Origin of the sequence: Actinomadura macra NBRC 14102 (genome assembly GCF_001552215.1) — a bacterium.
Taxonomy (GTDB): Bacteria; Actinomycetota; Actinomycetes; order Streptosporangiales; family Streptosporangiaceae; genus Spirillospora; species Spirillospora macra.
The window spans coordinates 30,370-56,151 of the sequence record NZ_BCQT01000026.1 but is presented as its reverse complement, the minus strand read 5'-3'; the positions used below and the strand labels follow the sequence as shown (position 1 = coordinate 56,151).

Sequence of the window (25,782 nt, the reverse complement as noted above, 5' to 3'; positions counted from 1 at the left end):
TCTAGGAGGTACGTGGACCGCTCCAGTCGCCTTCCATCCGACCAGCTGCCTTAGGGTAAAACTGTGGCAATAAATCATGAAAAGGATGCCCCGTCGGAGAAGGAGCCGGGCCCCTTCCACCGGTTCCGCGAGACACTCCGCCGCAACGCGATCCTCAACACCGCCTGGCGCGTCGGTGTCTTCACTGTAGGCGCTACCGTCCTCGTCGGCGGCCTGGTGATGATGGTCACCCCCGGTCCCGGCATCGTCGGCATCGTCGTCGGCCTGGCGATCCTCGCCACCGAGTTCGCCTGGGCCCAGCGCGCCCTGTACCGCGCCAAACAGGCCGCCGAACGCGCCAAAGAGAAGGCCCTCGACCCCCGTACGAAGCGCCGCAATACCATCCTCGCCGTTCTCGGCGGCCTCCTCGCCGGCGCCGCCGTCATCGCCTACCTGGTCGCCTACGGCTTCAACCTCCCCTGGAACGTAGAAGACCTCACCTTCTGGAACTGACACCCCCGCCCACACCATCCCCTCACCGGCTCCCGGCGGCCGGCCGTCCACCGCCGCAAACTCCGCGCGAGCACCCCCCGACATGCGCTAGAGTTTCCGACGTCGGACGCCCCCCAGGGCGCCCCGCACGGGCGATTAGCTCAGTGGGAGAGCGCTTCGTTCACACCGAAGAGGTCACTGGTTCGAACCCAGTATCGCCCACGTTTCCCAGCTCAGAGGCCTGCTCTCGAAGAGAGCGGGCCTCTTGTTGTTGTTCGGGTCTCCCGAAGTAGGCACAGGTTCGTAAAGGCGTGACTGCGGGTCAGCCAGCCCGTCGGTGACTCGGGCCGAGCGTGATGGGCCTGTGAGGCAGATCGGGGCACGGACCTTGGCCCCGGCTCATCTGTGGTCAGCCAGTTCGGCCTGAGATGGGTCGCTCCTCGCGTCGGCGAATGTCGTTCGAGGACGTCTTCGGTAGGACCACGGGCAATGGGGGCGGCGTCCATCACTGATCCGGGGCGGCCGAGGGCAGCGCGCGGGAGATGGCGCGGGCGCTGGTGAGCAGCAGCTGCGCGACCATGTGGGGTGCGACGCCGCCGCGTCGCACGACCAGGGAGACAGCCGCCACGACATCGCCGCGGGAATCGTGGATCGGCGCAGCGACCGAGAGTGCGTCCATGGTGACCTGCTGGTCGCTGACGGCGTAACCGCGGGTGCGGGTGTCGGCGAGGGCGGCGCGGATGATCCGCGCCTCGGTCATCGTGCGTTCGGTGAAGCGGGGGATCGGGCGAGCCAGGACGCGCTCCAGCACCTCGTCGGGGGCGTGAGCGAGCAGCACCAGCCCGACCCCGGTCGCGGTGAGCGCGAACCGGCCGCCGACGCGGGTGAGCACGGGCACTGCCCGGCTCCCCGCGATGCGTTCCACGAAGACCAGTTCGGTGTCCTCGCGCACGGCGAGCTGCACGTTCTCCCTGGTCACATGCGACAGGTCCTCCAGGAACGGCAGCGCGCACTCGCGCAGACCGAGGCCGCGCGGGGCGAGGGAGCCGATCTCCCAGAGGCGCAGTCCGATGTGGTAGCAGCCGTGCGCATCGCGCTCCAGCGCGCCCCACCCCGCCAGTTCCGCCGCGATCCGGTGAACGGTGGAGACCGGCAAGCCGGAACACCGGGAGATCTCGCTGAGCGTCATCGCGCGCCGGTCGGGGCTGAACGCGCCGAGGATCCGCAGGGCGCGCGCGACGACGGGGCCGGTTCCCTCCAGGGGCGCGGGTGTGGGCATCGGCGGCTCCGAGGTCAGAGGTCGAGGACCAGCGTGGAACCGGACGCGCGGGAGACGCAGATGAACATCGTGTCGTGCGCGGCCCGCTCGTCGGGGGTGAGGAGAGAGTCGCGGTGGTCGACGGTGCCAGCGAGCACGGTGGTCTCGCATGTGCCGCACGTCCCCTCGCGGCATGACATCAGAACATGCACGCCCGCCTCCTCCACAACCTCCAGGATCGACCGCTCCGGCGGCACGGTGAGGGTGAGCCTGCTGGCGGCCAACTCCAGGTCGAAGGGCTCCGTCCGCGCGGCTTCGACGGCGGCCCGGGGCGTGAACCGTTCCAGGTGCAGGGTACCGGCGGGACGGTTCGCGCAGCGCGCCTCGACGGCCTCCAGCAGGGGCGCCGGGCCGCAGCAGTAGACAAGGACGTCCGGTTGTTGGCCCGAAAGCAGCCCGTCGACGTCGAGCCGTCCACGCTCGCCCCGCGGCCACAGCGTGACCCGGTCGCCGTGGGCGGCGCGCAGGGGGGCGGCGAAGGCCATCGCCGCCGCCGTGCGCCCGCCGTAGGCCAGTTCCCAGTCCGCCCCGGCGGCGTCCGCGGCAGCGATCATCGGCAGGAGCGGCGTGATCCCGATCCCCCCGGCGACGAAGAGGTACCGAGGCGAGGGCAGTAGCGGGAAGTGGTTGCGGGGGCCACGGCTGAGGACCATCGTGCCGGGGTGGAGTTCGTCGTGCACGAACGCCGAGCCGCCGCGGCCGGCCGGTGCGCGCTGGACGGCGATCCGCCAGGCCGTGCGGTCTGCCGGGTCGCCGCACAGCGAGTACTGGCGCACCAGGCCGTCGCCGAGGACGAGGTCGATGTGCGCGCCGGGCGTCCAGGCGGGCAGGTCGGCGTCGGTCGGGTCGTGTAGGTCGAGGGCGACGATCCCGTCGGCCGCGCACTCCCGGGCGGCGACGACGAGTACGCGCCCCGTCCCCGCGCCGGTCATCGTGCGGCCTCCGGTCCCGTCGGCGCTGGCGGGCGCGAGGCCGTGTGGTGGCCGACCGGGTGGCCGAGCAGCCATGCCCAGATCTCCACGGGGCCGTCGGCGACGCGGGCCGCCCCGCAATGGCAGGTGCCCCGCAGCAGGTCACCGCCGGGCACCCACACCACGCGCAGCACCGCGCCGCCCGATCCGCCGGTCATCGCGGGCGTCCCGCCGTGGCCGGGGCGTCCTGCCCGGTCGTCGTCGACATCCGCGCGAGCATCCGCCGGGCGGCCAGACCGCCGGTGTCGATATTGATCGACAACTCCTGATACCGGGCCGGTTCGTCCGCGATCACCTTTTCCAGGGTGTTCAGCGCGACAACGTCCTGGAGGACCACGACACGGTTCTGATGGGCCAGATAGTCCGTCACGCTCTGGTCGTCCAGCGCGAAGTCACGCGCGACGGCCCAGAAGTCGTGCGTGGTGTGTTCGGTCTCGGGCGTGATGGCGTAGACGACCTTGACGTGGAAGGCGCGCGGGTCACTGCCGTCGGCGTGGGGGAGCACCCCTGCCGGGGCGACGCGCGAGTGCAGCTTGTACAGGCACGGCGGGCTGTATTCAATGTCCTGCCAGCGCGTGATCCGCCCGGTCAGTCCGGTGGAGTTCGCGTAGAAGGGCGGGCATTCGGCGTCGTCCATATGCCGGCTGACGCGGACGATTCCAGCCTCCTCGTCCACCTCGGTGGTGATCGGGGTGTCGGCGACCTCGGGCGTGCCGATGTAGCCGCCGTGCAGGTACGTCTCGTGGCTCAGGTCGAGCAGGTTGTCCACGAGCAGCCCGAAGCGGGCCTGGAGCGGCTCCATGCCGGACACGGTGCTGTAGGCCGGGGAAGCCAGCCACGGCGCCCGCGGAATGCGGGTCGCGTCGGCCCCTTCCGGGTCGCCGATCCAGACCCAGACGAAGGTGTCCTGCTCGACCACCGGGTACTTCTTCAACCGCGCCGTACGAGGCACCCGGGTCTGTCCCGGCACGGAGACGCAGACGCCGTCGGCCCCGTAGGTGAAGCCGTGGTAGCCGCACACCACCTGGTCGTCGACAAACCTGCTCGGCTCCTGGGACAGCGGGAAGCGGCGATGCACACACCGGTTGGACATGGCGGTGACCTCGCCGGAGCGGGTACGCCAGAACAAGATCGACTCGCCGCAGACGGTGCGCGTGAACAGTTCGCCGCCGATCTCGCGTCCGTACGCCGCGACGTACCACTGATCGCGAGGAATGCTTGACATCGGCCGGCTCCTTCGGTTCTCAGGTGCTGCCGACGATGGTGACCACGGACACACGAACGCGGAAGCGGGCTTTCCACATGCCGGAAAGCGAATTCCCGACGCCTGGCGTCCGCGGGTCCGCGGTGGCCTCGCGGTGGACAGAATCCATACTAGTATGTATGTTCATTCCATGACGAGCTCTACTGCTTGCACACCTCCCGGCAAGCCGGTCGGATCAGGCGACTCCGAGGTGCACTACGCGAACCTGGTGGAAGTCGCGGCGCGGATCCACGCCGGCGAGCTCGGTCCCGTCGAACTGACCGAAGCGCTCCTGGAGCGGATCGGACTGGTCGATCCGGCCGTTCGCAGCTACGCGACCGTGACGGCGGATGCCGCCGCCGCTCAGGCCAGGGCCGCCGAGGCCGAACTGAAAGCGGGACGCTATCGAGGGCCCCTGCATGGGGTGCCGATCGCGGTCAAGGACAACATCTTCACCGCCGGTATCGTCACCGCTGCGGGTACCACGATCCACTCGGGACATGTGCCCTCGTACGATGCGACAGTGGTCCAGCGGCTTTCGGCTGCGGGCGCGGTCCTGCTCGGCAAACTGCAACTCACCGAGGGCGCGTTCGCCGAGCATCACCCATCGGTCACACCTCCCCGAAATCCGTGGAATCCCGGCTACTGGTCGGGGGCCTCGTCGAGTGGCTCCGGAGTCGCGGTGGCGGCCGGTCTCGGGTTCGGTGCGTTGGGCACCGATACCGGTGGGTCGATCCGGTATCCCTCGGCGGCCAACGGTGTCACCGGCATCAAACCGACGTGGGGTCGGGTGAGCAGGCACGGCGTGTTCGCGCTCGCCGCAAGCCTCGACCACATTGGTCCGATGGCGCGCTCGGCGGCTGACGCGGGAGCGATCCTCGGTGTGATCGCCGGGGCGGATCCGAATGATCCGACCGCCGGTCAGACGCCCGTGCCGGACTACTTGGCCGGTCTCGGCGCACCCGTCGGCGGCCTGCGAGTCGGCGTGGATCGCGAGTACAACGAAACACGCGTCGACTCGGCGGTCATCCGGATGCTCGACGATGTCGTCGCCGCACTGCGCCGCATGGGCGTGACGATCGTGGAGGTCACCCTCGCCGGTACCGCTGCCATCAATGCCCTATGGCCGCGCTATGCCGGCGTTGAGACCGCGCTCGCGCACCACGAGACCTTCCCCGCCCGCGCGTCGGAGTACGGCTCGGTGGACACACCCGGCTCGATCGCCGGACTCATCGTGCCTGGTCACTCGGTGTCCGGGATCGAACTGATGCGGGCACATCATCAGCGGCTCTCGTTCACCGGTGAGGTCACGCGCACAATGCGCGACGTCGACGTGCTGTTGACTCCGGTGCAGCCGACCACGAGTCTCACCCTCGCCCAGAAGGACGCGCTCTACGCCGACGCTGACTCTCTGCTCGATTTCCTGCGCTTCGTCACCCCGTTCGATATGTCCGGCAACCCGACGATCACTTTGCCGGGCGGTTTCGGTGAGGACGACATGCCGCTGGGGTTCCAGTTCGTCGGCCGTCCCTATGATGAGGAACTGCTGATCCGGCTGGGCGACGCCTATCAGCGCGAATCCGATTGGCATCTGCGACATCCGCTTCTGTGAATTGTGGTCGGCGATCAAGCCATGAGACCACCGCACTGCGTGCTTGGAGGAACAGTGAAACCGGACGCTCGTGACCGTCTGATCGAGGGAACGCGGGAACTGCTGTGGGAGCGGGGGTACATCGGCACCAGTCCGACTGCGATCCTGGCGCGCTCTGGCGTCGGTCAGGGCAGCATGTACCATCACTTCGCCGGCAAGCCGGACTTGGCACTGGCTGCAGAGCAACGCAGTGCGGCACTCATGCAGCAACAGATCACGGACGCGTTCGCCCGGGAAGGCACCGCGTTCGAACGGATCTCCGGATATCTGGGTCGCGAACGCGATGTTCTGCGCGGGTGCAGTGTCGGCCGACTCACGGCCGACCCCGACATCATGGCCGACGAGAAGTTGCGCGCACCGGTGCGCGAGACATTCGAGGTACTGCACGAGAATCTCCAGCTCACCATCGCCGAAGGTGTGGCCGCGGGTGAGTTCGCTGACGGTCTGGACGCAGACGAGATAGCCTCCACGATCGCCGCGGTGATCCAGGGCGGTTACGCGCTCGCCCGCGCCGCTCAAGCCGTCGAACCTTTTGACCGTGCCGTACGAGGAGTGCTGTCACTTCTGCGGGCGAGCGCCCGCACCTGACCTGAAGAGGCTTGCCCGCGGTCCGCTACCGCCCTCCCCAACGCTGTTCTCATGTCTATCGGAGCAATCATGTCGTCCCATGCTGCTCAAAAACAGGTCACCTCATCCGATTCCACTTTCACCACCGGTCGAATTCCCGGCCTGGTAGGCCTGTGTCTGGGCACGGCACTGATAGTCATGGAAGCGAACGTGGTGAACGTCGCGATCCCGGCGATCCGGTCGGACCTTCACGCAAGCCCCGCCGGTGCCCTGTGGGTCATCGACGCCTACACGCTCGTATTCGCCGCGCTGCTGCTGTCCGCGGGCCGCCTTGGAGATCGGATCGGTGCCCGACGCTCCTACTTGTCCGGATTGGGACTGTTCGCCATCGCCTCGATCGTCTGCAGCCTGGCTCCCGGCACCGGCACCCTCGTCATCGGGCGCGCTTGCCAGGGGGTGGGTGCGGCGCTTCTGGCTCCGGCACCGCTGACACTGATCACACGTACCTACACGGCGGCCGCCGAACGCACCAGAGCGGTCGCGACGTGGGTGAGTGTCGGCGGTATCGGATTCATGATCGGCCCATTCATCGGTGGGCTCCTGGTCGACACCCTTGGCTGGCGCAGCATCTTCCTCCTCAATATTCCCATTGCCGCTGTCACCGGCTGGCTCGTCGTGCGGTACGTGCGCGAAACCCCTTTGCAACGCGTTTCGTTCGACGTCGGCGGGCAGATCATCGTGATCGGTGGTCTTACCGCCACCGTGTGGGCGCTGCTCGAATCGAGCGTCGCCGGATGGCTCGACCCGGCCGTGCTGGCCGCAATCGTCGGCGGCAGCGTCGCTCTCGTCGTATTCCTCGCGGCCCAGTATTCCGGCGCACGACGTGGGCGGGAGGTTCTGCTTCCGCCGGCCATCATCGCCGCACGTCCCGTTCTTGCAGGCCTGCTCGGCGGTGCGACCTACAATTTCACCCTCTACGGGATGCTGATCGTCTACACGCTCGACTTCCAGCAGTCTCGCGAGTACTCCGCGTTCCAGACCGGTTTGGCTTTTCTGCCCTTGACCGCCGCTGCCACATTCGCCGCAACCTTCCTCGGCGCCCGCTTCATCACTGCCTTCGGGCCCCGCTCCGGCCTGGCCACCGGAATGACGCTCTCGGCGACGGGACTCGCTTTTCTCGCCGCCCCTTCCACTCCTTATCCACTCATCGCGGTCGGCTTCTGCATATTCTCCACCGGAATGGGACTGTCCGCACCCGCGCAGACGCTCGCGGTCATGACGTTCGCGCCCGATCGGCACAAGAACATGGGATCGAGCGCCCTGAACACGGCGCGGCAGACAGGCGGGGTGATGGGAGTCGCCCTGCTCGGCGTGATCGCGACGACCCGTGCGGTCAGCGGAACTCCGATTGCCATCGCCATCGCCATCGGCATGTGCATGATCACAGCCATGACCGCGCTATGGCTCATTCCACCCGAAACTCCTGGCAGCGGAAGACGCCGTCTGCTGGGCTTTCACCGCCGCAAACGCGCCCTGGGAAGGTGACGTTCCCGAGTTCGAGACGTCCGCGAGGGTTTCCAGGTTCCGTGAGCTGTTTCCATCCTGATCTTGGCTGGTCACGCGGAACCTTCAGGTGCTCACCTCGGCGGGGGAGTGCTGCGGTCGAGACAGTCACCGCTCCCGGACTGCGTAGGTCAGGTGGGTCACCCGCTGCGTCGGCTCCGCGCGGACCGGCTCCAGAGCCACACGGCCCGCGTCCACGCCCTCGAAAAGACGGATTCCGGAGCCGAACAGCACGGGTGAGAGTGCAATCGAGAACTCGTCGATCAAGCCGGCGTTCACGTACTCCAGGATCGTTGCGCCGCCGCCCGCGACGCGGACGTCCCGATCGCCGGCGGCCTCGCGAGCCTGGTCGAGCGCGGTCTGGATGCCGTCGTTGACGAAGTGGAAGGTGGTCCCACCCGGCCGTTCCCAGGGGTCACGCTTCTCGTGCGTCACGACGAAGACCGGCGTGTGGAACGGCGCCTCCTCCGGCCACGCCGGCTCGCCGACGTCGAACATGCGCTTGCCCATCACGCTCGCGCCGGTGCGCTCGAACGTCTCCCGCGCGATGTCGTTGTCGCGTCCTTCCTCGCCACCCTCGCCGAGCTTCAGGTTCTCCCGGAAGAACCGCTGCGGGAAGGCCCACGCCTGCAATTGCATCCACTGGGCCATCGAGCGCTCCAGCCTCGGGTCCTGAGCCCGCTGCTCGGGCGTGGCGACAAGCCATTCCATCGACTCCGGCACGATGAACCCGTCCAGCGACATCGACACGCTGAAGAACACCTTTCCCGCCATCAGTCCTCAGCTCCCTTCCGGACGATCTCGGTGACGTAGGCAGCCAGGTGGCTCAGGGTCTGCTGGCCGCCCTCGATCGCGTGGTACTTCTCGACCGCCTCGTCGCGCAGGTCCTTGGTCGGGAAAACCGTGCGCATCTCGATCCGGGTCGCCGCGCCGTCGGGCGCGAACGTCAGGACCGACTCGAAGGCGTTCGGGTCGCCGCGGGACTCGCCGTGCGTCAGCGCGATCCGCTCCGGCGGGGCGATCTCGGTCCAGGAGATCCACTCCTGGTAGTCCGTCCCGTCCGGTCCGTGCATCACGAAGTCCCACACCCCACCGACGCGAAACTCGAACGCCCGCGTGGTGGTGGTGAACCCCTCCGGTCCCCACCAGCGCGACAGGTGCCGGACTTCGGTGAACGCCTCGAACACCAGCTCCCGTGGGGCACTGATGACCCGGGAGATCACGATCTCGCGGTCGGCCGTCGCTGCCTGCGTCGGCGCGTCCCGTCTTGTCGCTGCCATTGGTCACTCCTCCTGGCTTGCCTGCTTGAGGTCCTGCACGTACGCGTCCAGCCGGTCGAAGCTCTCGTTCCAGAACCGCTCGAACCCGCCGGTCCACTCGTGGACCGGTCGCAGCCCGCGGGCGTCAAGGCCGTACAGGCGCTGCTTGCCCGCCTTGCGGTCCCGCACCAGCCCGACCTCCCGGAGCACCCGCAGGTGTTTGGACGCCCCCGGCTGGGTCATCCCCAGTTCCTGGGCCAACTCGGTCACCGGCCGCTCACCCGCCCGCAGCAGCACCAGGATCTCCCGGCGCTGCGGCTCGGCGATCGCGTTGAAGACGTCCGACGTCGTCGCTGCTCGTGCCATGGATGCCATCATATGCCGATATGGGCATGCGTCAAAACCGGAGGAAGCCAGGCGGGTCTTGTCAGATGACGATCGTGACCCTCCTCAGCGTCCGCGGAACGCGTATGCCGGGGGCGGCAACTGCGACGGCGGCGGGCAGGGTGCGAGACCGGAGAAGCCGTGGGGTCGGCGGCCACGATCGTGGCGGTGGGCGGACGGCTTGACAGGGGCGGGCGGACATCGAAGCTGGAGGTCGTGTGACCTGTGGCGGGTGTCTTGTTCGGGCCAGCCGGGTGGTCGTGGCGAGTCGAATCGGTCCTCGGTGAACCGTTCGCCTGGCCCGGTACGACGAACAGGGCGTGGATGGGAGCTACCTCAAGCGTTGGGCCTCGTGGGTGCCGCGATGGCCCGTGGCCGGCATGGCGGTCACGGTGGGTGCCTGCTCCTGGTCGCCGACCGCGGATCGCGGTGGCCCGATTTCGGCGTTCTTCGGGTGGGCCGCGCCCTCGGTGTGGGAGTCGGCGCCGTTGCCTGAGCCCCGGCCGGGTCGGCCGGGTCGGCCGGACGTACCGTGCGCCACGCTCATGGTGGCGGTCGATCACGCCGGGCGGTCCGCTCCGATCCGATGCGGAGTCCTGCCGGCTGGCCAGGCCGCCGCGGTTGCACAGAGCCTGCTGACCAGCTCTGGCTTCGCCGCGAGGGCGCTGCTTCAGCCGCAGGCGCGGTCCTGTGTCGACACGCTTGGCGACTGCACGGCCGTCCTCTCGACCGGCGCGACCGCGCGGGACCTCGACCTGCTGCGGGCCGCGCCAAGCGAGGACGTGACCTTCGTCGGTTGGTCGTACGGTGCGCGGCTCGGAGTCCACTACGCCTCTCGGTTCCCCGACCGGGTTCGCGCGCTGGTCCTCGACGGACCGCCAGATCCGCAGGCGGCCTTCGACGACATGATCGGACGCTCGCCGTGCGTCGCCGAGCCGATGCCCCTGTATCTCGTCGAGGGACGGGTCCCGGAAGGTGACGCATGCTGATGCGACCACCGGATCCACGGGAGGACTCCCAACTCCTCGCGGCGATCATCGACGGTGACCGGGAGGCGTTCGCTGAGCTGTACCGGCGGCACCTGCCGTGGCTCTTGGTGCGCCTCGGACGGCGCTGCTCGTCGCCGGAGCTCGTCGATGAGGTGGTGCAGGACACGTTCGTGGTGGTCTGGCGGTCGGCCGGGCGGTGGGATCGCCGGGGCGAGGTGGCCGCGTGGATCTGGGGAATCGGCATCCGCCGTCTGGTCGACGCGCTGCGGCGTAGCCGGCCGCCGGCCGATGAGCTGACGGAGTTCGCCGGCGTCGAGACGTCAGCCGAGGAGCACGTGCTGCTCGCCGTCCAGTACGGCGACGTGGGTGCGGCCCTGGCGAGCCTGTCACCGGAGCTACGGGCTGTGGTGCAGGCGACCGTCCTGGACGGACTGACGACGCGGGAGGCCGCCCAGTTGCTGGGAATCCCGCCTGGCACGGTCAAGACACGGATGATGCGCGCCCGCGCTCTGTTGCGGGAGCGGCTGGCATGACCGAGAGGCTGGCATGGCGGGGAGGTTGCGATGACGGGGAGGTTGGGATGACCGTATGGCATCTGGATCCGGAGGCGATCCGCCGGTACGCGCAGGGAGGTGCCCCGTCGGACTTGGCCGCGTCCGCCGAGGCGCACCTGCTGAAGTGTGCGGTCTGCCGGGGCGTGATCTCGTCGTATGTGGATGCTCGGCGGGTGGAGAGGATCTGGTACGAGGTGGTTCACCGGGTCGACGCACCCCGGCGGAGCTGGCCCGAACGGATGCTGGTCCGGCTCGGTGTGGGCGAGGCGACGGCGCGTCTCGTGGTCACGACGCCGACGCTGCGGGGGCCATGGTTGCTGGCCGTCGCAGGCGTACTCGCGCTCGCGGCTTGGGCGGCTCAGGTCGATGAGCGCTTGCTGCGAATGTTTCTCGTGGCGGCCCCACTCGGGCCGCTGGCAGGTGTCGCGCTCGCCTTCGCGGGCGGCGTCGACCCGACCCGGGAGATCGGTCTCGCCGCGCCATACTCAGGGCTGCGATTGCTGCTGATCCGCACGGCCGCGGTCTTGGCGGTCACCGTGCCGATCGTGGCCGCGGCCGGGCTCGTGCTACCCGGCTCGAAATGGCTGGCCGCCGCCTGGCTGCTGCCCACCGCCGGGCTCACGTGCGCCGTGCTGGCTCTGACCGCCCGGATGACGCCCGTCGTCGCGGTCGGCGCCGTGGCCACGGCGTGGGTGCTGGTGACCGCCCCGACCGTCATCGCCGGTCGCCTCGACCTCGCCTTCGGAATCGGCTCCCAGGTCTTGTGGCTCGCCGTGGCCGTCGCCGGCGGCACCTGGCTCGCCGTCACCCGCAACACCGTCACGATCAAGCTGGGGAGAAGCGCGTGACCACAGTACGCGTCCATGGCGTGACCAAGTCCTTCAGTCGTACGAGGGCGCTGGACAGCGTCGACCTCGAAGCCGGCCCAGGGGTGACCGGACTGCTCGGACCGAACGGGGCGGGAAAGACGACACTGCTCCGGATGATCGCCACCGTTCTGGCGCCGGATCAGGGCACGGTGACGCTGCTGGGCCGCGACCCGTCGCGACCCGACGACCGTACGCGGATCCGTGAACGGCTGGGCTACCTGCCGCAGGATGCTGGTTTCCATCGGGGGTTCACGGTCTTCGAGTTCATCGACTACGTGGCGATCCTGAAGGAGATGACCGACCGGCGGGCCCGGCATGACGAAGTCCGCCGAGTCATCACGCTGACCGGGCTGGTACCCGTCAGCGCCAAGCGGATCAGGGCCCTCTCCGGCGGGATGCGCCGGCGGGTCGGGCTGGCCCAGGCCATGCTGGGTGATCCCGACCTGCTCGTCCTCGACGAGCCGACGGTCGGCCTCGATCCCGAGCAGCGGCTGCGGTTCCGGGAGATGATCTCTCAAGCCGGCGAGGGGCGCACGGTGGTCATGTCCAGCCACCAGACCGAGGACATCACCGCCCTGTGCTCCAGGATCGCCGTGATCCATCAGGGCCGAGCCCGATTCGCCGGCACCCCCACCGAGCTGACCGTGCAGGCCGCGGGTCGCGTGTGGACAGACACGCAGCGATCGCCCGCCGCACTTGCGGCATGGCGCACCGGTGACGGCACCTACCGCAACGTTGGCGACCCACCCGCCGGCGCCGATCTGATCCCACCCACACTGGAGGACGCGTACCTCCTGCTCATGGGCGAACCCGAGCTGGAGGTCACCCACTCATGACCGCTCTGGACTCCGTCGCCAGCCCGCGTACGTCCGTCTCTCGCCGCCTGGCACCCCTGATCGGCCGGGAGGCCCGCCTCCTCGTCCGGCATCCCGTGCTGTGGCCGGTACCCGTCGTCGTCGCCGTGACCACCAGCGTCGAGACGGCCAGCGGCGGCCGGACCGCCGGCTACTGGTACGGCACCATCTTCACCGTCGTCGCGTTCTTCGGGCCCATATTCGTCCTCTTCTCGGCGAACCTGGTCGCCAGTAATGCGCGCCGCAACCGGGCCGAGGAGATGCTGAGCGTCACGCCGACGACGGACACGCGTCGGACCTGGGCGATGAGTCTGGGTGTCGCGCTCCCGCCGGCCGGAGCCGGCGCCATCGGGGCCGGTGCCATGGCTGTCATCGACAGCGGCTTCAACGACATTCCGCCCGAGGACCTGCTGACCGCCGGCCAACTCGCCCAGCTCCCGTTCGTCCTCGCCGGCGCCGGGTTGCTCGGCGTCCTCGCCGCCCGCTGGCTGCCCTTCGCGGGCGGCGCGCTGATCACCTTCGTCGTCGCGACCCTGGGTGGCGTCATCCTGTTCAGGCGGTTCGACTCCGGCGTCTGGTGGATGTGGTGGACGACCGACTCCAGCTTCGAGGGCCGGGCACCGGGGCCGGGCGAACCGTGGCTACATGTCGCCTACCTGGCCGGGCTCTGCGCCTGCGCCGCCGTCGCCGCCGTCTACCGCGATCGCGCACAGTGGCCACGGCTGGCCCTCGTCGGTGTGCCGGTCGCCGCCGCCACCCTCGCCTTCGGCTGGCTCCAGCTGCCATGACACCGTCCGTGGCGTGTGAACTCGTCCGCAGCGGCCATCTGGTGCGCAGTCTGCGGCTGGCACCCTTCGTGACCGGCGCCGCCGCCGTCGCGGCGTTCCTGGCGGCACGCGACGGCGGCACGCACGACGTGATCGGAGACCTGCGGGTGCTGGGCCTGCTGCTGGCACTAGGTAGCGGGTACGTGCTCGATGACGGCGCGGCGGTCACCCTGCAGGCCAGCCCGTACAGTCTGGCCCGCCGGCTCTGGCTGCGCATCGGCTGTGCCGCGGTCGTTGTCGTCCCACTATGGACGGCTTTGCTCGCTCATTTCCTTTCCTCGGCACCGGCCGGCGATCGGTGGGCCCTGGGCCTCGGCCTCACCGTCGAGCTCGCCGCCGCGCTCACCGTGATCTGGGCCGTCGCCGCTTGGGGCCGTCGCCACGGATTCGAGCACCCCGGCATCATTACCGCCCCCTTGCTCCTGGCCTCGCTCTTGCTGGCGGTGTCGATCCCCCAGGCGCCAATGCTGGTCGGCTCCGGGGCACAATGGACCTCGGCTCACCTGCGATGGTCGGGAATTCTGGTCGGCGCGACCTGCGTGCTCGTGGCCGGAATGCGCGACCCGGCCGCGCGCCGACGCTCTCCGGACCGCCACCCAACCCGAGAGCGGCAACGCGGATGAGCGCAGCTGAAGACACGCGCTACTAGCGCGCCCGCGTTGGGGTAGATGGTCGGGCAGATCGTCAGGCGAGGCCGCGGTCGCGGGCGGCGGCAACGGCCTGGAGGCGGGAGACGACGCCGAGCTTGGCCATGATCCGCGACACGTGGACGCTGGCGGTCTTGGGCGAGATGAACAACTCCTCGGCGATCTCGCGGTTGGAGCGGCCCTGGGTGAGCAGTCGCAGCACCTCGGACTCGCGGGCGGTGAGCAGCCTGCCGGACGGGCCCGCGAGGCCCGCGCGGCGGGCGCGTTCGGAGATCAGCCGGGCCAGCGGGGCGGCGCCGAGCCGGTCGGCGATCCCGGCGGCCCGGTCGAGGCGCCCGGCGGCGGCACCGCGGTCCCCGGACGACCCGGTCGACGCGCCTGGCGCGTCGCGGCGTCGGGCGGTACGGGCGTGCTACGCAGTCTGGGAGCCCGCCGTCAGCGATATCCCCGGCCGCTGCTGGATCTGCTCGGCGGTCAGGTCGGCGTGCTCGCGCAGCCAGGCGTCGATGTCGGGGAATCCGTGCGTGCGCGGGTGCCGAGCATCTCGCGCTGCTGGGCCAGTTGCCGGGCGGCTGAGGGCAGCGGGCTGAGTCGGTGGGGAGACGTCGTCGACCGCACGTCAGGAGTTCGGCGAGATCCGTCAGAACCGTGGACGTGTGGCGCTGAGTGACCCGGGCCCACTCCTCGTGATGGTCACGGTTTGATCCTGAGGGTGGTGTCGAGGATCTGCGCGGCGAGTTCGCGGGCTGCGGACGCAGGGTGGCTGTCAGGCCGGGTGGCCGCGGCTGCGAGCGCGCCGTCGATGAGCAGGAGGAGTTGGTCGGCCGCATGTGAGGCGTTCGGATGTCCGAGCCTGGTGAGTTCGTGCTCAAGGAGGCCGTGCACGCGCCGACGGTAGTCGCGGGTAACGGCGTGCGCTGGATGCCCAGAGTCGGCCAAGGCGAGATCGGCGGCCAGATAGCGGCAGCCGCGGAAATCGGGCTCGGCGATGACGACGGCGAGTTCGTCGAAGACGGCCAGCAGGCGGTCGCGCGGGTCGTCGCCCGCGGACTTCATGGTCTCCAGGTAGCGGGCTTCGTCCTCGGCGGTGCTGCGTCTGAGGACCTCGACGATCAGTCCATCCTTGCCGCCGAAGTGTTCGTACAGAGAGCGCCGGGCCACGTTCGCGGCCTTGAGGAGGCTGTCGACTCCGATTCCCATGCCGTGGGAGTAGGTCAGCTTCTGGGCTGCGTCCAGCAGGCGCTCTCGTGGGCCGGGCATGGCGCGGGTGCTCATGGCTCTCAAGGCTGCCATCGGTTGACGAGTAGATCAACCGGTCGATATATGATTCGATATAGACCGAATGTTCTATCTATCGAGAGGGTCTCATGTCTGTCCGAACGACGGCCGATGTCATCGACCGCTTCAACCGCGCCTTCGTCGAGCACGACCCGGCGGCCCTCATCGACCTCATCGGCGCGGACTGTGTGATGGAGGCGATCCAGCCGGCCCCCGACGGCGCCCGCTACGAAGGCCGAGAGGACTGTCTGGCGTTCTGGCGGGCGCTCGCTGAGGACCGCACTTCCCAGTTCGAGCCAGAGGATGTGGTGGTTCTCGGCGATCGGGCGACGATCCGCTGGCGTTATCGCTTCGGCGAAGGTCCCGCCGACTCGGTGCGTGGTGTGAACCTCATGCGCGTCCGCGATGGCCTGATCGTTGAGGCCCTCGGCTACAGCAAGACCGGAGCCGAGGTCCCGCTGGCCGCTGAGATGGTCATGCCTGCTGCTGGTGAGGAATCCCTGTAGTTACCAGGTCAGCCTCCGGGGCCTGGACGGTATCGGGCAGGGCGCGGCGTGTCACTGCCCCCGTGGTGGGGCGAGCGGATCGCGCCTGGCATCATCCCCGACCACATCCACCCCTACGCCGATCTGCGGTGCGGCGTCTTGGTGCAGCCATTGGTCTCCACGCAGGTCAGCGGCTCGTCCGGCAGGGAGAGTTGACGGGTAATGGCCCTTGCGGGGCGAGGTGCGGCACCGGCCAAGATGGGCTACGGCGGACTCGAAGGGGAGGCACGCCACCTCGGCGGACGTGGTGATGGGGGATGGCCGGTCTCATTCGCCAAGCGCTGGCGATGCTGTCGATCCGGTCGGCGGAGATCGCCGAATCGATCATCCGGTTGCGGGCCGGACCGTCCCTCACGGTCGAGGACGTGGCGCGGCACCGTCCGCTGATCGCGGAGGCGTACCGGTGACCTCAACCTCACCCGCTTCCTGAACACCCTGCTCGACCGCAAGGACCGCATGAGCATGGCGGTCGGACTCGAAGTGCGTGTGCCGTTCTGCGATCATCGCCTGGTCGAGTACGTCTTCAACGTTTCCTGGTCGACGAAGACGTTCGACGGCCGCGAGAAGAGCCTGCTGCGCGCCGCAGGCCGCGAGTTGCTGCCCGACTCGATCGTCCAGCGGGTGAAGGCCCCCTATCCGAGCACGCAGGACTCCGGCTATGAGAAGAACCTCCGCGACAAGCTGACCGAGGTCGTGTCCGGCGGGGACGCCCCGATCCTGCCGTTGCTGGACCTGTCCCGGGTACGCGCGCTGCTGGAGTCGCCCGTAAGCGAGGCCAGCACGCAGGTCACGCGGATCCCGCTGGAGGTCCCACTCTGGCTCAACACCTGGTTGGAGACCTACGGCGTCACGATCGACGTGTAGGCCGCCGTGAGGTGAGCAGCGGGTTCAGCGGGGCCGACGCGCCTCGACACCGCCGTGCCGCCCAAGTATGCGCCGAAGGACTTCAAGAAGCCCTCGTTCTGGTCGCAGCGCGGGAAGCTGGACGTGCCGAAGGAGCGGTTCATCTCGTACCCGGGGGCGAGCCCGGACGCGGATGACGCATTGCTCATCGGGTGGGCCGGCTGGGACCACAAAGATCAGGCACAGGCCCTCGCCAACCTCGTCAACGACCGGGCCGAGGTAGGGGCGTGGGGTGCGGAGAAGCTGACGCCGTTGCTGGCTGGCCTTCTTGAGGTCCTGCCGTGGGTGAAGCAGTGGCACGGTGAGTACGACGCGGAGTGGGAGGGTGTCCCGGCCGAGGAGTTCGAGACCTTCCTCAACGAACAGCTCAGCCGGTACGAGTTGTCGGAGCAGGATCTCAAAGGCTGACTGCCGCAATATGCGGGCCGGTCCCTGGCACGTGGAAGCCGCGTGGCGGGGAAGGAAAGGGAAGGACGGAAACCCTCCCCGCCACGCGACGACTGGGCTACCTGCCGGAGCAGGTCCTGACGACGGCGTGGATGAGGCCGTCGGGAGTGGATGCGTTGACGATCTTCCATTGCATCCCATCGGGAATGAGTGCCCACCACTCGCAGGTGGCGAGGCCCCACCAGCAGACGACGCCGGGGTACTGCTCTTGTAGCTCCGAGACCGTCACCGGGTGGGATGGAGCAAGCTCAGGCGGGGAAGTCGGACGAGATGCGTCCGTCGCCTGGTGGCGGTGTGCCCTGGCCGCAAGCGCGGCCGTGACGTACGGGGCGAGTCTTCGTGTGATCTTCGCTGCCGCCTGAGTTGGGTTGTCGTGCGGGGCCAGGTCCTCGCCTGTGCTCGACCGGTACCACCAGATGCCGGACGTCGATCCGGGGACGAGTGTGATGCTCTCTCCGAAGTGGGGCACAGCCGGATGGAGGACGCGGAGGAGCGGGTGTAACTCGGCGTAGAGAGGGACGACTTTCCACCCCGCCCGAACGCATTCTTGTGCAAGTCGGTCGAGATGGACCGTAATGGACGGTGCGGGGAACGCGGAGTTCCAGCTCTTCGGTTCGACCCATCTCACTTAGAAGCGCTCCCACTTACTGGGTTGACCGGTTGCGCGGCCTATCACGCGACTGCGTTCGGTGGTGAGAGCCTCGCGAAGCTCTTCCGCGCTGTCACGTACGACGGTCGCTTCTACACCGGCATTAGGGTCGTGCAGAGTGGCGACCCAGTCGCCGAGTAGTCCGCCTTGGCGTGTCGCACGCCAGATCCGATGTCCTTGGAAGTCGTGGCGGAGCTGCGCCAACGCCTGGTCGGCGGGGTTGATGGGCGTGTTCATGATCACCCCGAATTCTCACTGCGGTTTCTCTCTGTTATCGCTCCACATCATGCAGTGATCGGGTTATCGTCAGGAAGAGAGAGAAAGCCAGCGAGGGAAACCCCTCCAGTGCGACTAGAAAGCCGCCCCGACTTCGGATCTTGGAGAGCTGCCATGCCACGCCGTCCCCGTGACCCGGGTGTCCCTTCCTCTCCGGTCGAATACTTCGGTGCCGAGCTGCGTGCACATCGAGAATCCGTCGGCCTATCCCGGCCACAACTCGCCGAAAAGCTCGGATACACCCCTCAATGGATCGGTCAGATCGAGTCTGGCCAAAACGGTCCTTCTGAGGACTTCGCCAAGGACTGCGACACCTGCTTCAAGACCAATGGGACGTTCTACCGCATCTGGGAGTGGACCCAGCGCTTCGGGCGCCTCGCCGTGCTGCCACCAGGTTTCCCCGACTTCATCGAGCGAGAGGCCAAGGCCGATCTAATGCACATCTTTGAGGCCATGGTCATCACCGGACTCTTTCAGACGCCCGAGTACGCCTACGAGGTACTGAGGCTGGGCAAGGCATCCGAGGCTGTTGAGCAGTTGGTCGCTACCAGGATGGAGAGGCAGTCCATCCTCAAATGTGCGACACCGCCGCACATCGTCGCGATCTTTGACGAGGGTGCGATCCGTCGACCGGTCGGAAACGCGGATGTGATGGGAGGGCAGGTTCAGCATCTCATCTCCGTGGCGGAGCTGCCGCACGTAACTCTTCAGATCGTCCCCACTGCCAAGGGTGCATATGCGGGGCTGGCGGGAGCATTTACGATCATGAGCTTTCGAGATGACTCCGATGTCGTGCACGTCGGTGGTTATGTCGGCGGACAGATCATCGATCACCCGAACGCTGTCCGGGAGTATGAGGTAAGTTTCGACTTGATCAGGGGCGCAGCGCTGGCTACTGACGACTCCCTGAACATGCTCCATACGATCTTGGAGAGCCTATGAGCGCACAGAGTGTGCCCTTTGCGCAAGGGTACAAGGGCAGGCACGGTGACAACGCAGGCGGTCAGTGCGCCGAGAACGCGTCGGTGCTACTGGGATGGCGCAAGAGCACCCACAGTGACTCTTCGGGCGGCTCGTGTGTTGAGGTTGGAGCAGTCGTCTCAATGTCAGGTGGCTGGCGCAAGAGCAGCCACAGTGACCACACGGGCGGCCAATGTATCGAGGTTGCCCCCATGATTCCGGTGTCCGTGGCAGATTGGCAGAGGAGCAGCCGCAGTACCGATACCGGCGGGGCGTGTGTCGAGGTTGCGGACTTGGCGTCGGCGGTTGCCGTGCGGGACTCGAAGGACCCGGACGGGCCGAAGCTCGTCTTCGGAGCCGCCGCGTGGCAGACGTTCGCAGGTCGGGTCAAGGACGGACGTCTAGACCTGGGCTGACCCCCGAGAAGTGTGAGCCCCGGCCCGTCGAAGTCTGCGGGCTGGGGCTTCTCGCTTTGCGGGTGCGTTGGTTGAGCCGCCGGGCGTCCGACGGCCTCCTGGCGTGGTGGCGGACCTTCTTCGCTCGCGGAACGTGCCCGTCCTCCCCTCAGACTCTTGGCCTGCGAGGGATGAGCGAGGCTGTACTCGCCGCCCTCGCCACGTCCTCGGACCTGCCGCCTCGGCGAGCCCGAGCGCTCACATCACGCGCGGTCCGTCGGCGGGACGAGAGGGGAAGGACGGACGCCGCGGTGGCCGGGGTCGCGGAAGAGCCGGTCGGTCGCCTGGTCAGCGGTGCCGTACGGGATGAAGGACGCCTGGACCCGCAACAGGGCGATTATGTCGGGTCCAGAAGGGATCGGAGGCCCCGGTGAGCTTCAGGTAGTGGCGGCGCTGGTTCAGGTGGTCGTCAGCGATGGCATGGACCTTTTGCGCGTATCGATGCGCGGGCCCTGTGTCGCCGTCCAGCAGGGCGAGCGCGGCGGCGGCAGCGGGTTCGGCCAGGCGGAGGGCGTTGTGCAGGCCGGACGACGACAGCGGATCGACCGCGACGGCCGCGTCACCCACGGTGATCAGCCTCGGAGCCCAGGGCGGGCTTGCATGTCCGATGGTCGCGATCCGGTAGTCGGCTGCGGTGGGGAGCGGGCGTCCCAGCCGCCGCGCGGTGTGCACGGGGGGACCGGGGATCTCGTTCGTCCCCGAGAGATCGCCGACCCTCATGACGGTCAGCCGGTCGACCTCGGCCCCGGGGGCGGGCGCCGTGTACCACCAGCCGTCGGGCACGGCCTCGACCAGTGACCACGCCTGCGGCGCCGGATCGGCGGGCGTGGCCTTCCATACGGCGCAGCGCAGGCGATCATGGCACGTCCAGGGCAGGACGGTGCGGGAGACGGCCCGGCTGCTGCCGGTGGCGTCGACGAGCAGGCCAGCCCGGTGGTGAGTTCCGGACGTGTCCTCGACGATCCAGGAATCCCCGGCCGGGCGCTGCGCGGTGGCCTTGTCTCGATGAGTGCCGCCGAAGGCGCGGGCATGACCACGGACGAGGTGGGCTCCCGCGTCCTGGGCCGTGGTGCGGAGCAGCACGTCGAGCCGGGGGCGCTCGACGGCCAGCGGCGGGCCGTACGGGCTGATGATGGCGGGACGGGAGTCGATCTCTGGGCCCACCCAGGCGCTGCGGGCTTCATGGACGGGCACGGATTCGGCGGTGACGGCGTCCAGGACGCCCATGGTCTGGAGGAGGGGGCGTGCGGCGGCCGACAGTTGCTGGCCCACCGGCCGCCACCGGTCCCGGTGATCGTGGACGAGGGTGACGGCGGCGCCGGCGGTGGCCAGGTGCCAGGCCACCGCCGAACCCGCCGGGCCTCCGCCGACCACGACGACGTCGGCCGTCGATGGCCGGACTGTCAAGGAAGCTCGTCCGTTCGCATCAGGCGTTCCCGGACGAAGGGATGCCCCATCGGCGACTTCCCGGTGACCTGGACTCGCAGGTACTGGGCCTGCTTCACGGCGACCTGGCCGGCGACCCGATCGGCCTGGGGAGCCGGGGCGGAGTGGAGAACGGCCTCCTGCAACTCCCGCCCGGACGATAGCGGCAGCACGACAGCGGCACCGCTCTCGATCGGGGTCCCGGTGAAGTCGACGCTCGCGCTGATGGAACCGTCGTGGGCGGCGGTCATCACGGCGGGGAAGGTGATCAAGGACTTGGCCGTGGCGGTGAGCTGGTACATCACCTCCTGCTCGGCGCGAACGTCGACACGCCACAGGCCCTGCCGGGCAAAGCGACCGGAGTGGACGTGGTGGGGCAGTTCAACCCGCAGTTTCAGCCGCTGCCCGTCCGGGCGTGAGGTGATGACACCGAAGTCGTCCGGGGCCAGGCTCGCGCCGAGCGGGGGAGCCAGCCTGATCTCCAGCCGGTCGAGGTCGGTACTACGAATCTCCACGGTGAGTTCCCCGTCGAGTTCGGTCAGCCAGAGCCTCCAGGACTGGGTCTGTTCCTTCTGGGTCGTGGCCTGCCCGAAGGAGAGCACGGCGGTGTCAGCGTGGTCGGCGGCCAGCCGCTCCAAGCTCGGCCAGAGAGGTTCCACCCCCGAGGGGACCGTTTCGACCGGGAAGGCGAAGTGGGTCAGCTCCCGCCTGGTCCGCTCGGGCAGGCTGCGAGCCACCTCGACGAACTCTCCGGTGCTGGTGCGCAGCACGAAGCCCAGCTGCTGCCACTTCCTTGCCATGTCTCCGCCGTGGTCGAGATTCCTGGCCCAGTCCTTGTAGCCTCCTCCGCCCTTGGGTACGGCCTCGTTCGGCCGCGGAACCGGCCACCAGGAGTCACCGCATGCATAGAAGTCGGCTTGCCAGGGGACCGCCATCCGGGCGGTGACGTCGCCGGCCTTGACATGCGCCGCGAACCGAAGTGACGTGTAGGGCTCTTTCCAGTTCTTGGGCTTTCCCTGGGCGTCCTTCTGGATCAGAAAGTCGCCGCCCTCGATGCCGGGAACGAACGACGCGCCGACGCACGCGTGCAAGGCGGCCCGGTCCAGGCCCTCAGGCGTGATCTGAGCGTCCGCGTACGACGGCCGGTCGTTCCCCCATTCTGGTTTCCAGTCATTGTCGAAGATGCCGTTGCGCCACCGTTCCATGACCGTGTACTGCCGCGGGGTGAGGCTGGGGTACTCCCTGTCGAGACCGGTCAGCCTGGGCATCAGGCTCCCGCCGCCGCCGGTTCCGTTCTCTCTGGGGTTTCCGATCCTGCTGAAGATGCGCTTGCGGGTGGCCTCGACGGTGACGGGATGTTGCCAGCCGTGATGTCCGTTGGCGGCCTGGTACACCGCTTTCATGAGACGTGGGCTCTGCAGGACGGGATAGATGTCCTTTACGTAGGACGGCCGGTCCGGCGCCTGGACGCCGAACGCGTAGATGATCTGGTCCCACAGCGTGGTCGGGCTGTCCAGCTCGGGTGCGAACTTCGGCGGAGTGGTGATCACCCAGGCCGGTGTCGCGGTGAACTCGCGCTCCGTGCCGTCCACCTTGACGGTGACCTTGGCCGTGACCGGTCCGTCGGAGACGTCGTCGCACCAGTTGTCGTTGTTGGCCGCGCTCGAGAGCTCCTGATCGGCTCGCGGATGGGATTGCGACAGACCCCGGCCACCCAGCACCAGGAGACAGCCGTTCTCGTCGGTGCGCAGCTCGCCCAGATAGATGTTCTTGATCTCGTGCGGGATGTTGTCCTGCACGAAGCGCACCCGGCCGTTGTCGAAGGGGACCGGGGTCGGTGGCTGCGTCGTCTTCCGGCCGATGATGCCGCGGGCACCCGGCGATATGATCAGATCGTTCTCCGGCTGCCCGGGATTGCGTCGGTCCTCGCCCAGGAACTCCAGGGCCGCGGCCTTCTTGTTGGCCAGGGTGACCTCCCACTCGACGGTCACCTCGGCCTTTCCGGTGAGCTCGGTGTATCCGCCGCTGTCGTCGTAGCCGAAACACCGGAACCGCGCGGCCTGCCGTTTGACGCGACCCTGGGAGTCCTTGAACTTGGCCTCCAAGGTGCCGCCGGACGGCTCCGGGGGAGCACCGGGAATCTCGGGACCGAGGAAGTACTCGTCGCTGTCACCGACCCGTGCGATTCCGATGGCCGGATGAATCCGGACGGTCTTGACGTCGGCGATGTTGATGTCGGCCATTGTCTGCCCCTCTGGCATGGAACGCAGGATGTGTCGCTGCTGCCGTGTTTCGGGTGGATCAGTGCGATGTTCCGATGGGGGGCTTGAACTCTGGACCGTAGACCTTCGGGAATTCTCGGCTGACCTGGTACTCGATGACGTCGGCTGCTCCGGCCTCCAGGTTTCTCATTTCCTCCACGGCCTGCTGGAGATCCCCCGGATTCCCGGTCTTCCAGGCGGATTCGAGACCGCTCAGGATCCGGTGGTAGGTGGTATTGCACTCATCGAGCCGTTTCCGGAGTTCCGGATCGGTGGCCGGTACGCCCGTCGGCGGCATCCGCTCCAGTGAGTGGACGGCGGGCCGCTTCATCTCAGGTCCGTCGAACGTCCACTTCTTGGCGGTGGAATCGTAGCGGAGATGACGGCCGGTCCAGATCTCCTTGAAACGGTAGTAGTGGGCCACATGAGCCGGATTCTGGTCGGCCGGGAATGTGTCCAGGTCGGTCCGACCGCTCTGCTCGGGCCTGCCTTCGCCCTGGTCGATGATGAGGTCGATGGCCTTGTTCGCGTCCGCGACCGTGCTGATCTTGAATAGTTCGGTGAGCGGCTCTTCCATCTGTATCCCGCCGAATGCGGGCGGTGGACGCAACTCGTTCAGACGCCTTTTGATCGCCTCGTAGAAGACTCCGATGGTGGGGAAGGACTCGGCCCCCTTCGCAAAGTCGGAGGGGGCGAAGGCCACCGGATGCTCGGGCATCTCGATCTCCATGAAGACCTGCTTCACCACGTCCGCCGGATCCTTCGGGGTCGGGGCCAGCCCTTGGAGGTGGACGGAGAGCTGCTGCCGGATCTGCCCGGGAAGTCCCGTGGGATAGGGCTGGGCCGCCGCTGAGACCTCGGGATGGCCACCGAGGGCCGAGAGGAGGTTGCACGCTAGGCCCATGTGCAACATTTCCTGTAGCACGATGGTTCTTATATGTCCGTAGACCTCTGATGAACTGTCCTTGATCGACCACATGCCATAGAGATAGGGCGGGATCGTCGCCAGTTCCACGGCGACGGCCGACTGGAGGCTCTTGCGCAACCAGTCGATGTTCCGTTCCGCCTCGGGCACCTTGAGATGCGCTGAGATCTCCTCGATCAGCGTGGCCATGACGAACGCGTCCTTTCCTTGCGATGCACCGTGCCCCCTCCAGGCTCTAACCGCTCTGGCCCTCGACCAACCGCGCGGGCAGGGATAGCTGGGGTGAACGTTTCGCCAAGCACGGGACGTCGCACGGCCCTGTTGCTTGTGTTCGGGACCGGCACGGTGCTTACGGCGCCGCGCCCTTCCAGCCGCGGGTCACCTCGGTCAGGTGGTCGAGCCCACCGTCGCGTGGACGTGCCGATCACCGCAGGGTGCGCCGTCGTCGCGGAAGCGAGCAGAGCGCTTCCTGATATTCACCGTCATCGCAAGTCCACCGGACGAGACGAGGTCTGCGAGTTTCTGACGCAGCGAGCGCGCGAAGCCGCCGACAGCGTTGTACCGATGTCACTGGCGGCGCAGCTGGACGGGCGCGAAAGCTGTGTGAGGGAAAAACGCAAAAGCTTGTTCGCGCGGAAATCATACGGTGTCCACAGGCAGTGGGCGTGGTTCTCGTCGTGGCCGATTTCGGACGTTGTTCTGGTGGGCCATCTCACCCTCTCGCGATTGAGTTGATCTCCCTTTGACGCGATATTGAGGGCCGTGGAGGGGAGGGCCAACATGGTGATGGCCTATCGGGTCGAACGGGCAGGGTCCTACAAGATCAGGGTGGACAAGACAGGCAAGATCACTTCGTTCAACGCGACCGATGACGAGGGCGGAGTGAGTATCAGTTTCGTGCTGTCGGACCACTCCGACTACTTCGCCGAGGAGCACAAGGGCGAGCGCGGTGTCCGGGTTGTCCGGTTCGCCATGAAGGACGACTTCTACGGCGCGATCCGCTACCTCAAGAAGATGGGGAAGGAGAGCGACTGGAAGGCGGGCAAGCAGTGGCTGGAGAACAAGAACCGTAAGAAGCTCTCGGCCCCTTCCGGCTCGGACGGCTCCAGCCTCACCTCGTTCACCAAGAAGACGGCGCTCACCTTCGACGCCGAGTGGTTGCCGCACCTGCTCGCGGCAGTCGACGGCCGCGCGACCGTTGACTACAAGAACGAGGAAACCGAAGTCTTCCCCGCCGTCGACGAGGCGGGTGAGAGTTACGGCGAGATGCTGATCGCCGACATCCGGGAGGCCGGATTGCTCGTCGACCAGGATGCCATGAACGAGGTGGATTAATCTATTCAGGTCTGCCGGGACGATGCTATGGCATAGTTCGGTGACTTGTGTGGAATCACGGGCGCTGCCGGGCCTCTTGCGTAGATTCTCTTGAGAATCGAGAACAGGGTTCATGGCAGGGGCGGGCGGTCCTGTTGTGCCCCGGAATCGAGTAAA

The 25,782-nt window shown here is 67.9% G+C and carries 31 protein-coding genes, 1 tRNA gene and 1 pseudogene; 20 read left to right on the top strand and 13 right to left on the bottom strand.

The annotated features are described in order from the left end of the window. The first annotated feature begins 63 nt into the window (after positions 1-63). Together AMA02S_RS35360 and AMA02S_RS35355 are read left to right on the top strand one after the other, a co-directional pair. Positions 64-492, top strand: a complete 429-nt coding sequence (locus AMA02S_RS35360; protein ID WP_067467889.1) for a PGPGW domain-containing protein — start codon at positions 64-66, stop codon at positions 490-492. A 129-nt stretch (positions 493-621) separates the two neighbouring features. After that, a tRNA-Val gene (locus tag AMA02S_RS35355) sits at positions 622-693 on the top strand. A 283-nt stretch (positions 694-976) separates the two neighbouring features. Here AMA02S_RS35355 and AMA02S_RS35350 read toward each other — a convergent pair. From AMA02S_RS35350 to AMA02S_RS35335, 4 genes are read right to left on the bottom strand one after another with little or no spacing between them, the layout of a single operon-like run. Continuing rightward, entirely contained in the window at positions 977-1,750 is a 774-nt protein-coding gene (locus tag AMA02S_RS35350; RefSeq protein WP_067467887.1) for an IclR family transcriptional regulator, read from the bottom strand. 14 nt (positions 1,751-1,764) lie between these two features. Further along, positions 1,765-2,721, bottom strand: coding sequence for a PDR/VanB family oxidoreductase (locus AMA02S_RS35345; RefSeq protein WP_067467884.1), 957 nt, complete (start codon positions 2,719-2,721; stop codon positions 1,765-1,767). Continuing rightward, a complete protein-coding gene (locus AMA02S_RS35340; protein ID WP_067467881.1) occupies positions 2,718-2,918 on the bottom strand; it encodes a hypothetical protein in 201 nt (66 codons plus the stop codon). The genes AMA02S_RS35345 and AMA02S_RS35340 overlap by 4 nt, the downstream gene beginning before the upstream one ends. Then, the gene (locus tag AMA02S_RS35335; RefSeq protein ID WP_067467878.1) at positions 2,915-3,985 is read right to left on the bottom strand and encodes a Rieske 2Fe-2S domain-containing protein; all 1,071 of its coding nucleotides are present in this window, start codon (positions 3,983-3,985) and stop codon (positions 2,915-2,917) included. The genes AMA02S_RS35340 and AMA02S_RS35335 overlap by 4 nt, the downstream gene beginning before the upstream one ends. A 229-nt stretch (positions 3,986-4,214) precedes the next feature. Between AMA02S_RS35335 and AMA02S_RS35330 the strand changes: the two genes are divergently transcribed. Genes AMA02S_RS35330 through AMA02S_RS35320 form a run of 3 tightly spaced genes read left to right on the top strand, consistent with a single transcriptional unit; the run spans position 4,215 to position 7,766 of the window. Next, a complete protein-coding gene (locus AMA02S_RS35330; protein ID WP_218005232.1) occupies positions 4,215-5,615 on the top strand; it encodes an amidase in 1,401 nt (466 codons plus the stop codon). A gap of 54 nt (positions 5,616-5,669) precedes the next feature. Next, positions 5,670-6,242, top strand: a complete 573-nt coding sequence (locus AMA02S_RS35325) for a TetR/AcrR family transcriptional regulator (protein ID WP_245667969.1) — start codon at positions 5,670-5,672, stop codon at positions 6,240-6,242. Between the two features lie 51 nt (positions 6,243-6,293). Further along, positions 6,294-7,766: an MFS transporter gene (locus AMA02S_RS35320; protein WP_218005231.1), complete on the top strand. Its 1,473-nt coding sequence runs from the start codon at positions 6,294-6,296 to the stop codon at positions 7,764-7,766. A gap of 126 nt (positions 7,767-7,892) precedes the next feature. On the opposite strand, the gene AMA02S_RS35315 is transcribed toward AMA02S_RS35320, so the two are convergent. The 3 genes from AMA02S_RS35315 to AMA02S_RS35305 are packed head-to-tail and all read right to left on the bottom strand — an operon-like array spanning position 7,893 to position 9,409. Next, positions 7,893-8,558: a dihydrofolate reductase family protein gene (locus AMA02S_RS35315; RefSeq protein ID WP_067467866.1), complete on the bottom strand. Its 666-nt coding sequence runs from the start codon at positions 8,556-8,558 to the stop codon at positions 7,893-7,895. After that, complete coding sequence (locus AMA02S_RS35310; protein WP_067467862.1) at positions 8,558-9,064, bottom strand: SRPBCC family protein; 507 nt, start codon at positions 9,062-9,064, stop codon at positions 8,558-8,560. Before AMA02S_RS35310 ends, AMA02S_RS35315 begins: the two co-directional genes overlap by 1 nt. Positions 9,065-9,067: 3 nt before the next feature. Further along, the gene (locus AMA02S_RS35305; RefSeq protein WP_067467860.1) at positions 9,068-9,409 is read right to left on the bottom strand and encodes an ArsR/SmtB family transcription factor; all 342 of its coding nucleotides are present in this window, start codon (positions 9,407-9,409) and stop codon (positions 9,068-9,070) included. Positions 9,410-9,972: 563 nt separating this feature from the next. On the opposite strand from AMA02S_RS35305, the gene AMA02S_RS35295 reads away from it, so the two are divergent. The 6 genes from AMA02S_RS35295 to AMA02S_RS35270 are packed head-to-tail and all read left to right on the top strand — an operon-like array spanning position 9,973 to position 14,143. Then, complete coding sequence (locus AMA02S_RS35295; protein WP_067467854.1) at positions 9,973-10,416, top strand: alpha/beta fold hydrolase; 444 nt, start codon at positions 9,973-9,975, stop codon at positions 10,414-10,416. Next, positions 10,410-10,949, top strand: coding sequence for an RNA polymerase sigma factor (locus AMA02S_RS35290; protein WP_157431050.1), 540 nt, complete (start codon positions 10,410-10,412; stop codon positions 10,947-10,949). Before AMA02S_RS35295 ends, AMA02S_RS35290 begins: the two co-directional genes overlap by 7 nt. A gap of 47 nt (positions 10,950-10,996) precedes the next feature. Next, positions 10,997-11,818, top strand: coding sequence for a hypothetical protein (locus AMA02S_RS44455; protein WP_067467851.1), 822 nt, complete (start codon positions 10,997-10,999; stop codon positions 11,816-11,818). After that, positions 11,815-12,675 carry an ABC transporter ATP-binding protein gene (locus tag AMA02S_RS35280; RefSeq protein WP_067467849.1) on the top strand — a complete coding sequence of 287 codons (861 nt, stop codon included), beginning with the start codon at positions 11,815-11,817 and terminating at the stop codon, positions 12,673-12,675. Before AMA02S_RS44455 ends, AMA02S_RS35280 begins: the two co-directional genes overlap by 4 nt. After that, on the top strand, positions 12,672-13,481 hold the full coding sequence (locus AMA02S_RS35275) for a hypothetical protein (protein WP_067467846.1): 810 nt from the start codon (positions 12,672-12,674) through the stop codon (positions 13,479-13,481). The genes AMA02S_RS35280 and AMA02S_RS35275 overlap by 4 nt, the downstream gene beginning before the upstream one ends. Before the next feature lie 8 nt (positions 13,482-13,489). Continuing rightward, positions 13,490-14,143 carry a hypothetical protein gene (locus AMA02S_RS35270; RefSeq protein WP_067467843.1) on the top strand — a complete coding sequence of 218 codons (654 nt, stop codon included), beginning with the start codon at positions 13,490-13,492 and terminating at the stop codon, positions 14,141-14,143. A gap of 61 nt (positions 14,144-14,204) precedes the next feature. Here AMA02S_RS35270 and AMA02S_RS40945 read toward each other — a convergent pair whose 3' ends face one another. Together AMA02S_RS40945 and AMA02S_RS35265 are read right to left on the bottom strand one after the other, a co-directional pair. Next, positions 14,205-14,393 carry a response regulator transcription factor gene (locus tag AMA02S_RS40945; protein WP_281181955.1) on the bottom strand — a complete coding sequence of 63 codons (189 nt, stop codon included), beginning with the start codon at positions 14,391-14,393 and terminating at the stop codon, positions 14,205-14,207. 467 nt (positions 14,394-14,860) lie between these two features. Beyond that, positions 14,861-15,442: a TetR/AcrR family transcriptional regulator gene (locus AMA02S_RS35265; protein ID WP_067467838.1), complete on the bottom strand. Its 582-nt coding sequence runs from the start codon at positions 15,440-15,442 to the stop codon at positions 14,861-14,863. Positions 15,443-15,534: 92 nt separating this feature from the next. Here AMA02S_RS35265 and AMA02S_RS35260 point away from each other — a divergent pair, with 92 nt between their 5' ends. The 5 genes and pseudogenes from AMA02S_RS35260 to AMA02S_RS35250 all read left to right on the top strand — a co-directional run bounded on the left by AMA02S_RS35260 (position 15,535) and on the right by AMA02S_RS35250 (position 17,301). Then, positions 15,535-15,951, top strand: a complete 417-nt coding sequence (locus AMA02S_RS35260) for a nuclear transport factor 2 family protein (protein WP_067467835.1) — start codon at positions 15,535-15,537, stop codon at positions 15,949-15,951. Between the two features lie 48 nt (positions 15,952-15,999). After that, positions 16,000-16,146 carry a hypothetical protein gene (locus tag AMA02S_RS42495; RefSeq protein ID WP_157431049.1) on the top strand — a complete coding sequence of 49 codons (147 nt, stop codon included), beginning with the start codon at positions 16,000-16,002 and terminating at the stop codon, positions 16,144-16,146. Positions 16,147-16,247: 101 nt separating this feature from the next. After that, complete coding sequence (locus AMA02S_RS42490) at positions 16,248-16,397, top strand: hypothetical protein (protein WP_157431048.1); 150 nt, start codon at positions 16,248-16,250, stop codon at positions 16,395-16,397. Positions 16,398-16,410: 13 nt separating this feature from the next. Then, a pseudogene (locus AMA02S_RS35255) lies at positions 16,411-16,854 on the top strand (asparagine synthase-related protein); the annotation flags it as partial. Positions 16,855-16,908: 54 nt separating this feature from the next. Then, positions 16,909-17,301 carry a DUF7008 domain-containing protein gene (locus AMA02S_RS35250; RefSeq protein ID WP_067467828.1) on the top strand — a complete coding sequence of 131 codons (393 nt, stop codon included), beginning with the start codon at positions 16,909-16,911 and terminating at the stop codon, positions 17,299-17,301. Between the two features lie 97 nt (positions 17,302-17,398). Here the strand turns inward: AMA02S_RS35250 and AMA02S_RS42485 are convergent, their stop codons facing one another. Then, positions 17,399-17,569 carry a hypothetical protein gene (locus AMA02S_RS42485; RefSeq protein WP_157431047.1) on the bottom strand — a complete coding sequence of 57 codons (171 nt, stop codon included), beginning with the start codon at positions 17,567-17,569 and terminating at the stop codon, positions 17,399-17,401. A gap of 810 nt (positions 17,570-18,379) precedes the next feature. On the opposite strand from AMA02S_RS42485, the gene AMA02S_RS35245 reads away from it, so the two are divergent. Together AMA02S_RS35245 and AMA02S_RS45205 are read left to right on the top strand one after the other, a co-directional pair. Next, entirely contained in the window at positions 18,380-19,207 is an 828-nt protein-coding gene (locus tag AMA02S_RS35245; RefSeq protein WP_084265946.1) for a helix-turn-helix domain-containing protein, read from the top strand. Next, positions 19,204-19,641, top strand: coding sequence for a DUF397 domain-containing protein (locus AMA02S_RS45205; RefSeq protein WP_084265945.1), 438 nt, complete (start codon positions 19,204-19,206; stop codon positions 19,639-19,641). Before AMA02S_RS35245 ends, AMA02S_RS45205 begins: the two co-directional genes overlap by 4 nt. 327 nt (positions 19,642-19,968) lie before the next feature. Here AMA02S_RS45205 and AMA02S_RS35235 read toward each other — a convergent pair whose 3' ends face one another. Genes AMA02S_RS35235 through AMA02S_RS35225 form a run of 3 tightly spaced genes read right to left on the bottom strand, consistent with a single transcriptional unit; the run spans position 19,969 to position 24,480 of the window. Further along, a complete protein-coding gene (locus AMA02S_RS35235) occupies positions 19,969-21,087 on the bottom strand; it encodes an NAD(P)/FAD-dependent oxidoreductase (protein WP_067467819.1) in 1,119 nt (372 codons plus the stop codon). Next, entirely contained in the window at positions 21,084-23,366 is a 2,283-nt protein-coding gene (locus tag AMA02S_RS43110; protein ID WP_169806954.1) for a LodA/GoxA family CTQ-dependent oxidase, read from the bottom strand. The genes AMA02S_RS35235 and AMA02S_RS43110 overlap by 4 nt, the downstream gene beginning before the upstream one ends. Before the next feature lie 40 nt (positions 23,367-23,406). After that, the gene (locus tag AMA02S_RS35225) at positions 23,407-24,480 is read right to left on the bottom strand and encodes a ferritin-like domain-containing protein (RefSeq protein WP_067467814.1); all 1,074 of its coding nucleotides are present in this window, start codon (positions 24,478-24,480) and stop codon (positions 23,407-23,409) included. Between the two features lie 222 nt (positions 24,481-24,702). Here AMA02S_RS35225 and AMA02S_RS42480 point away from each other — a divergent pair, with 222 nt between their 5' ends. Next, positions 24,703-25,026: a hypothetical protein gene (locus AMA02S_RS42480; RefSeq protein ID WP_157431045.1), complete on the top strand. Its 324-nt coding sequence runs from the start codon at positions 24,703-24,705 to the stop codon at positions 25,024-25,026. 45 nt (positions 25,027-25,071) lie between these two features. Next, positions 25,072-25,626 (top strand): hypothetical protein, encoded by a 555-nt coding sequence (locus tag AMA02S_RS35220; RefSeq protein WP_067467811.1) that lies wholly within the window; start codon positions 25,072-25,074, stop codon positions 25,624-25,626. Positions 25,627-25,782: the final 156 nt, after the last annotated feature.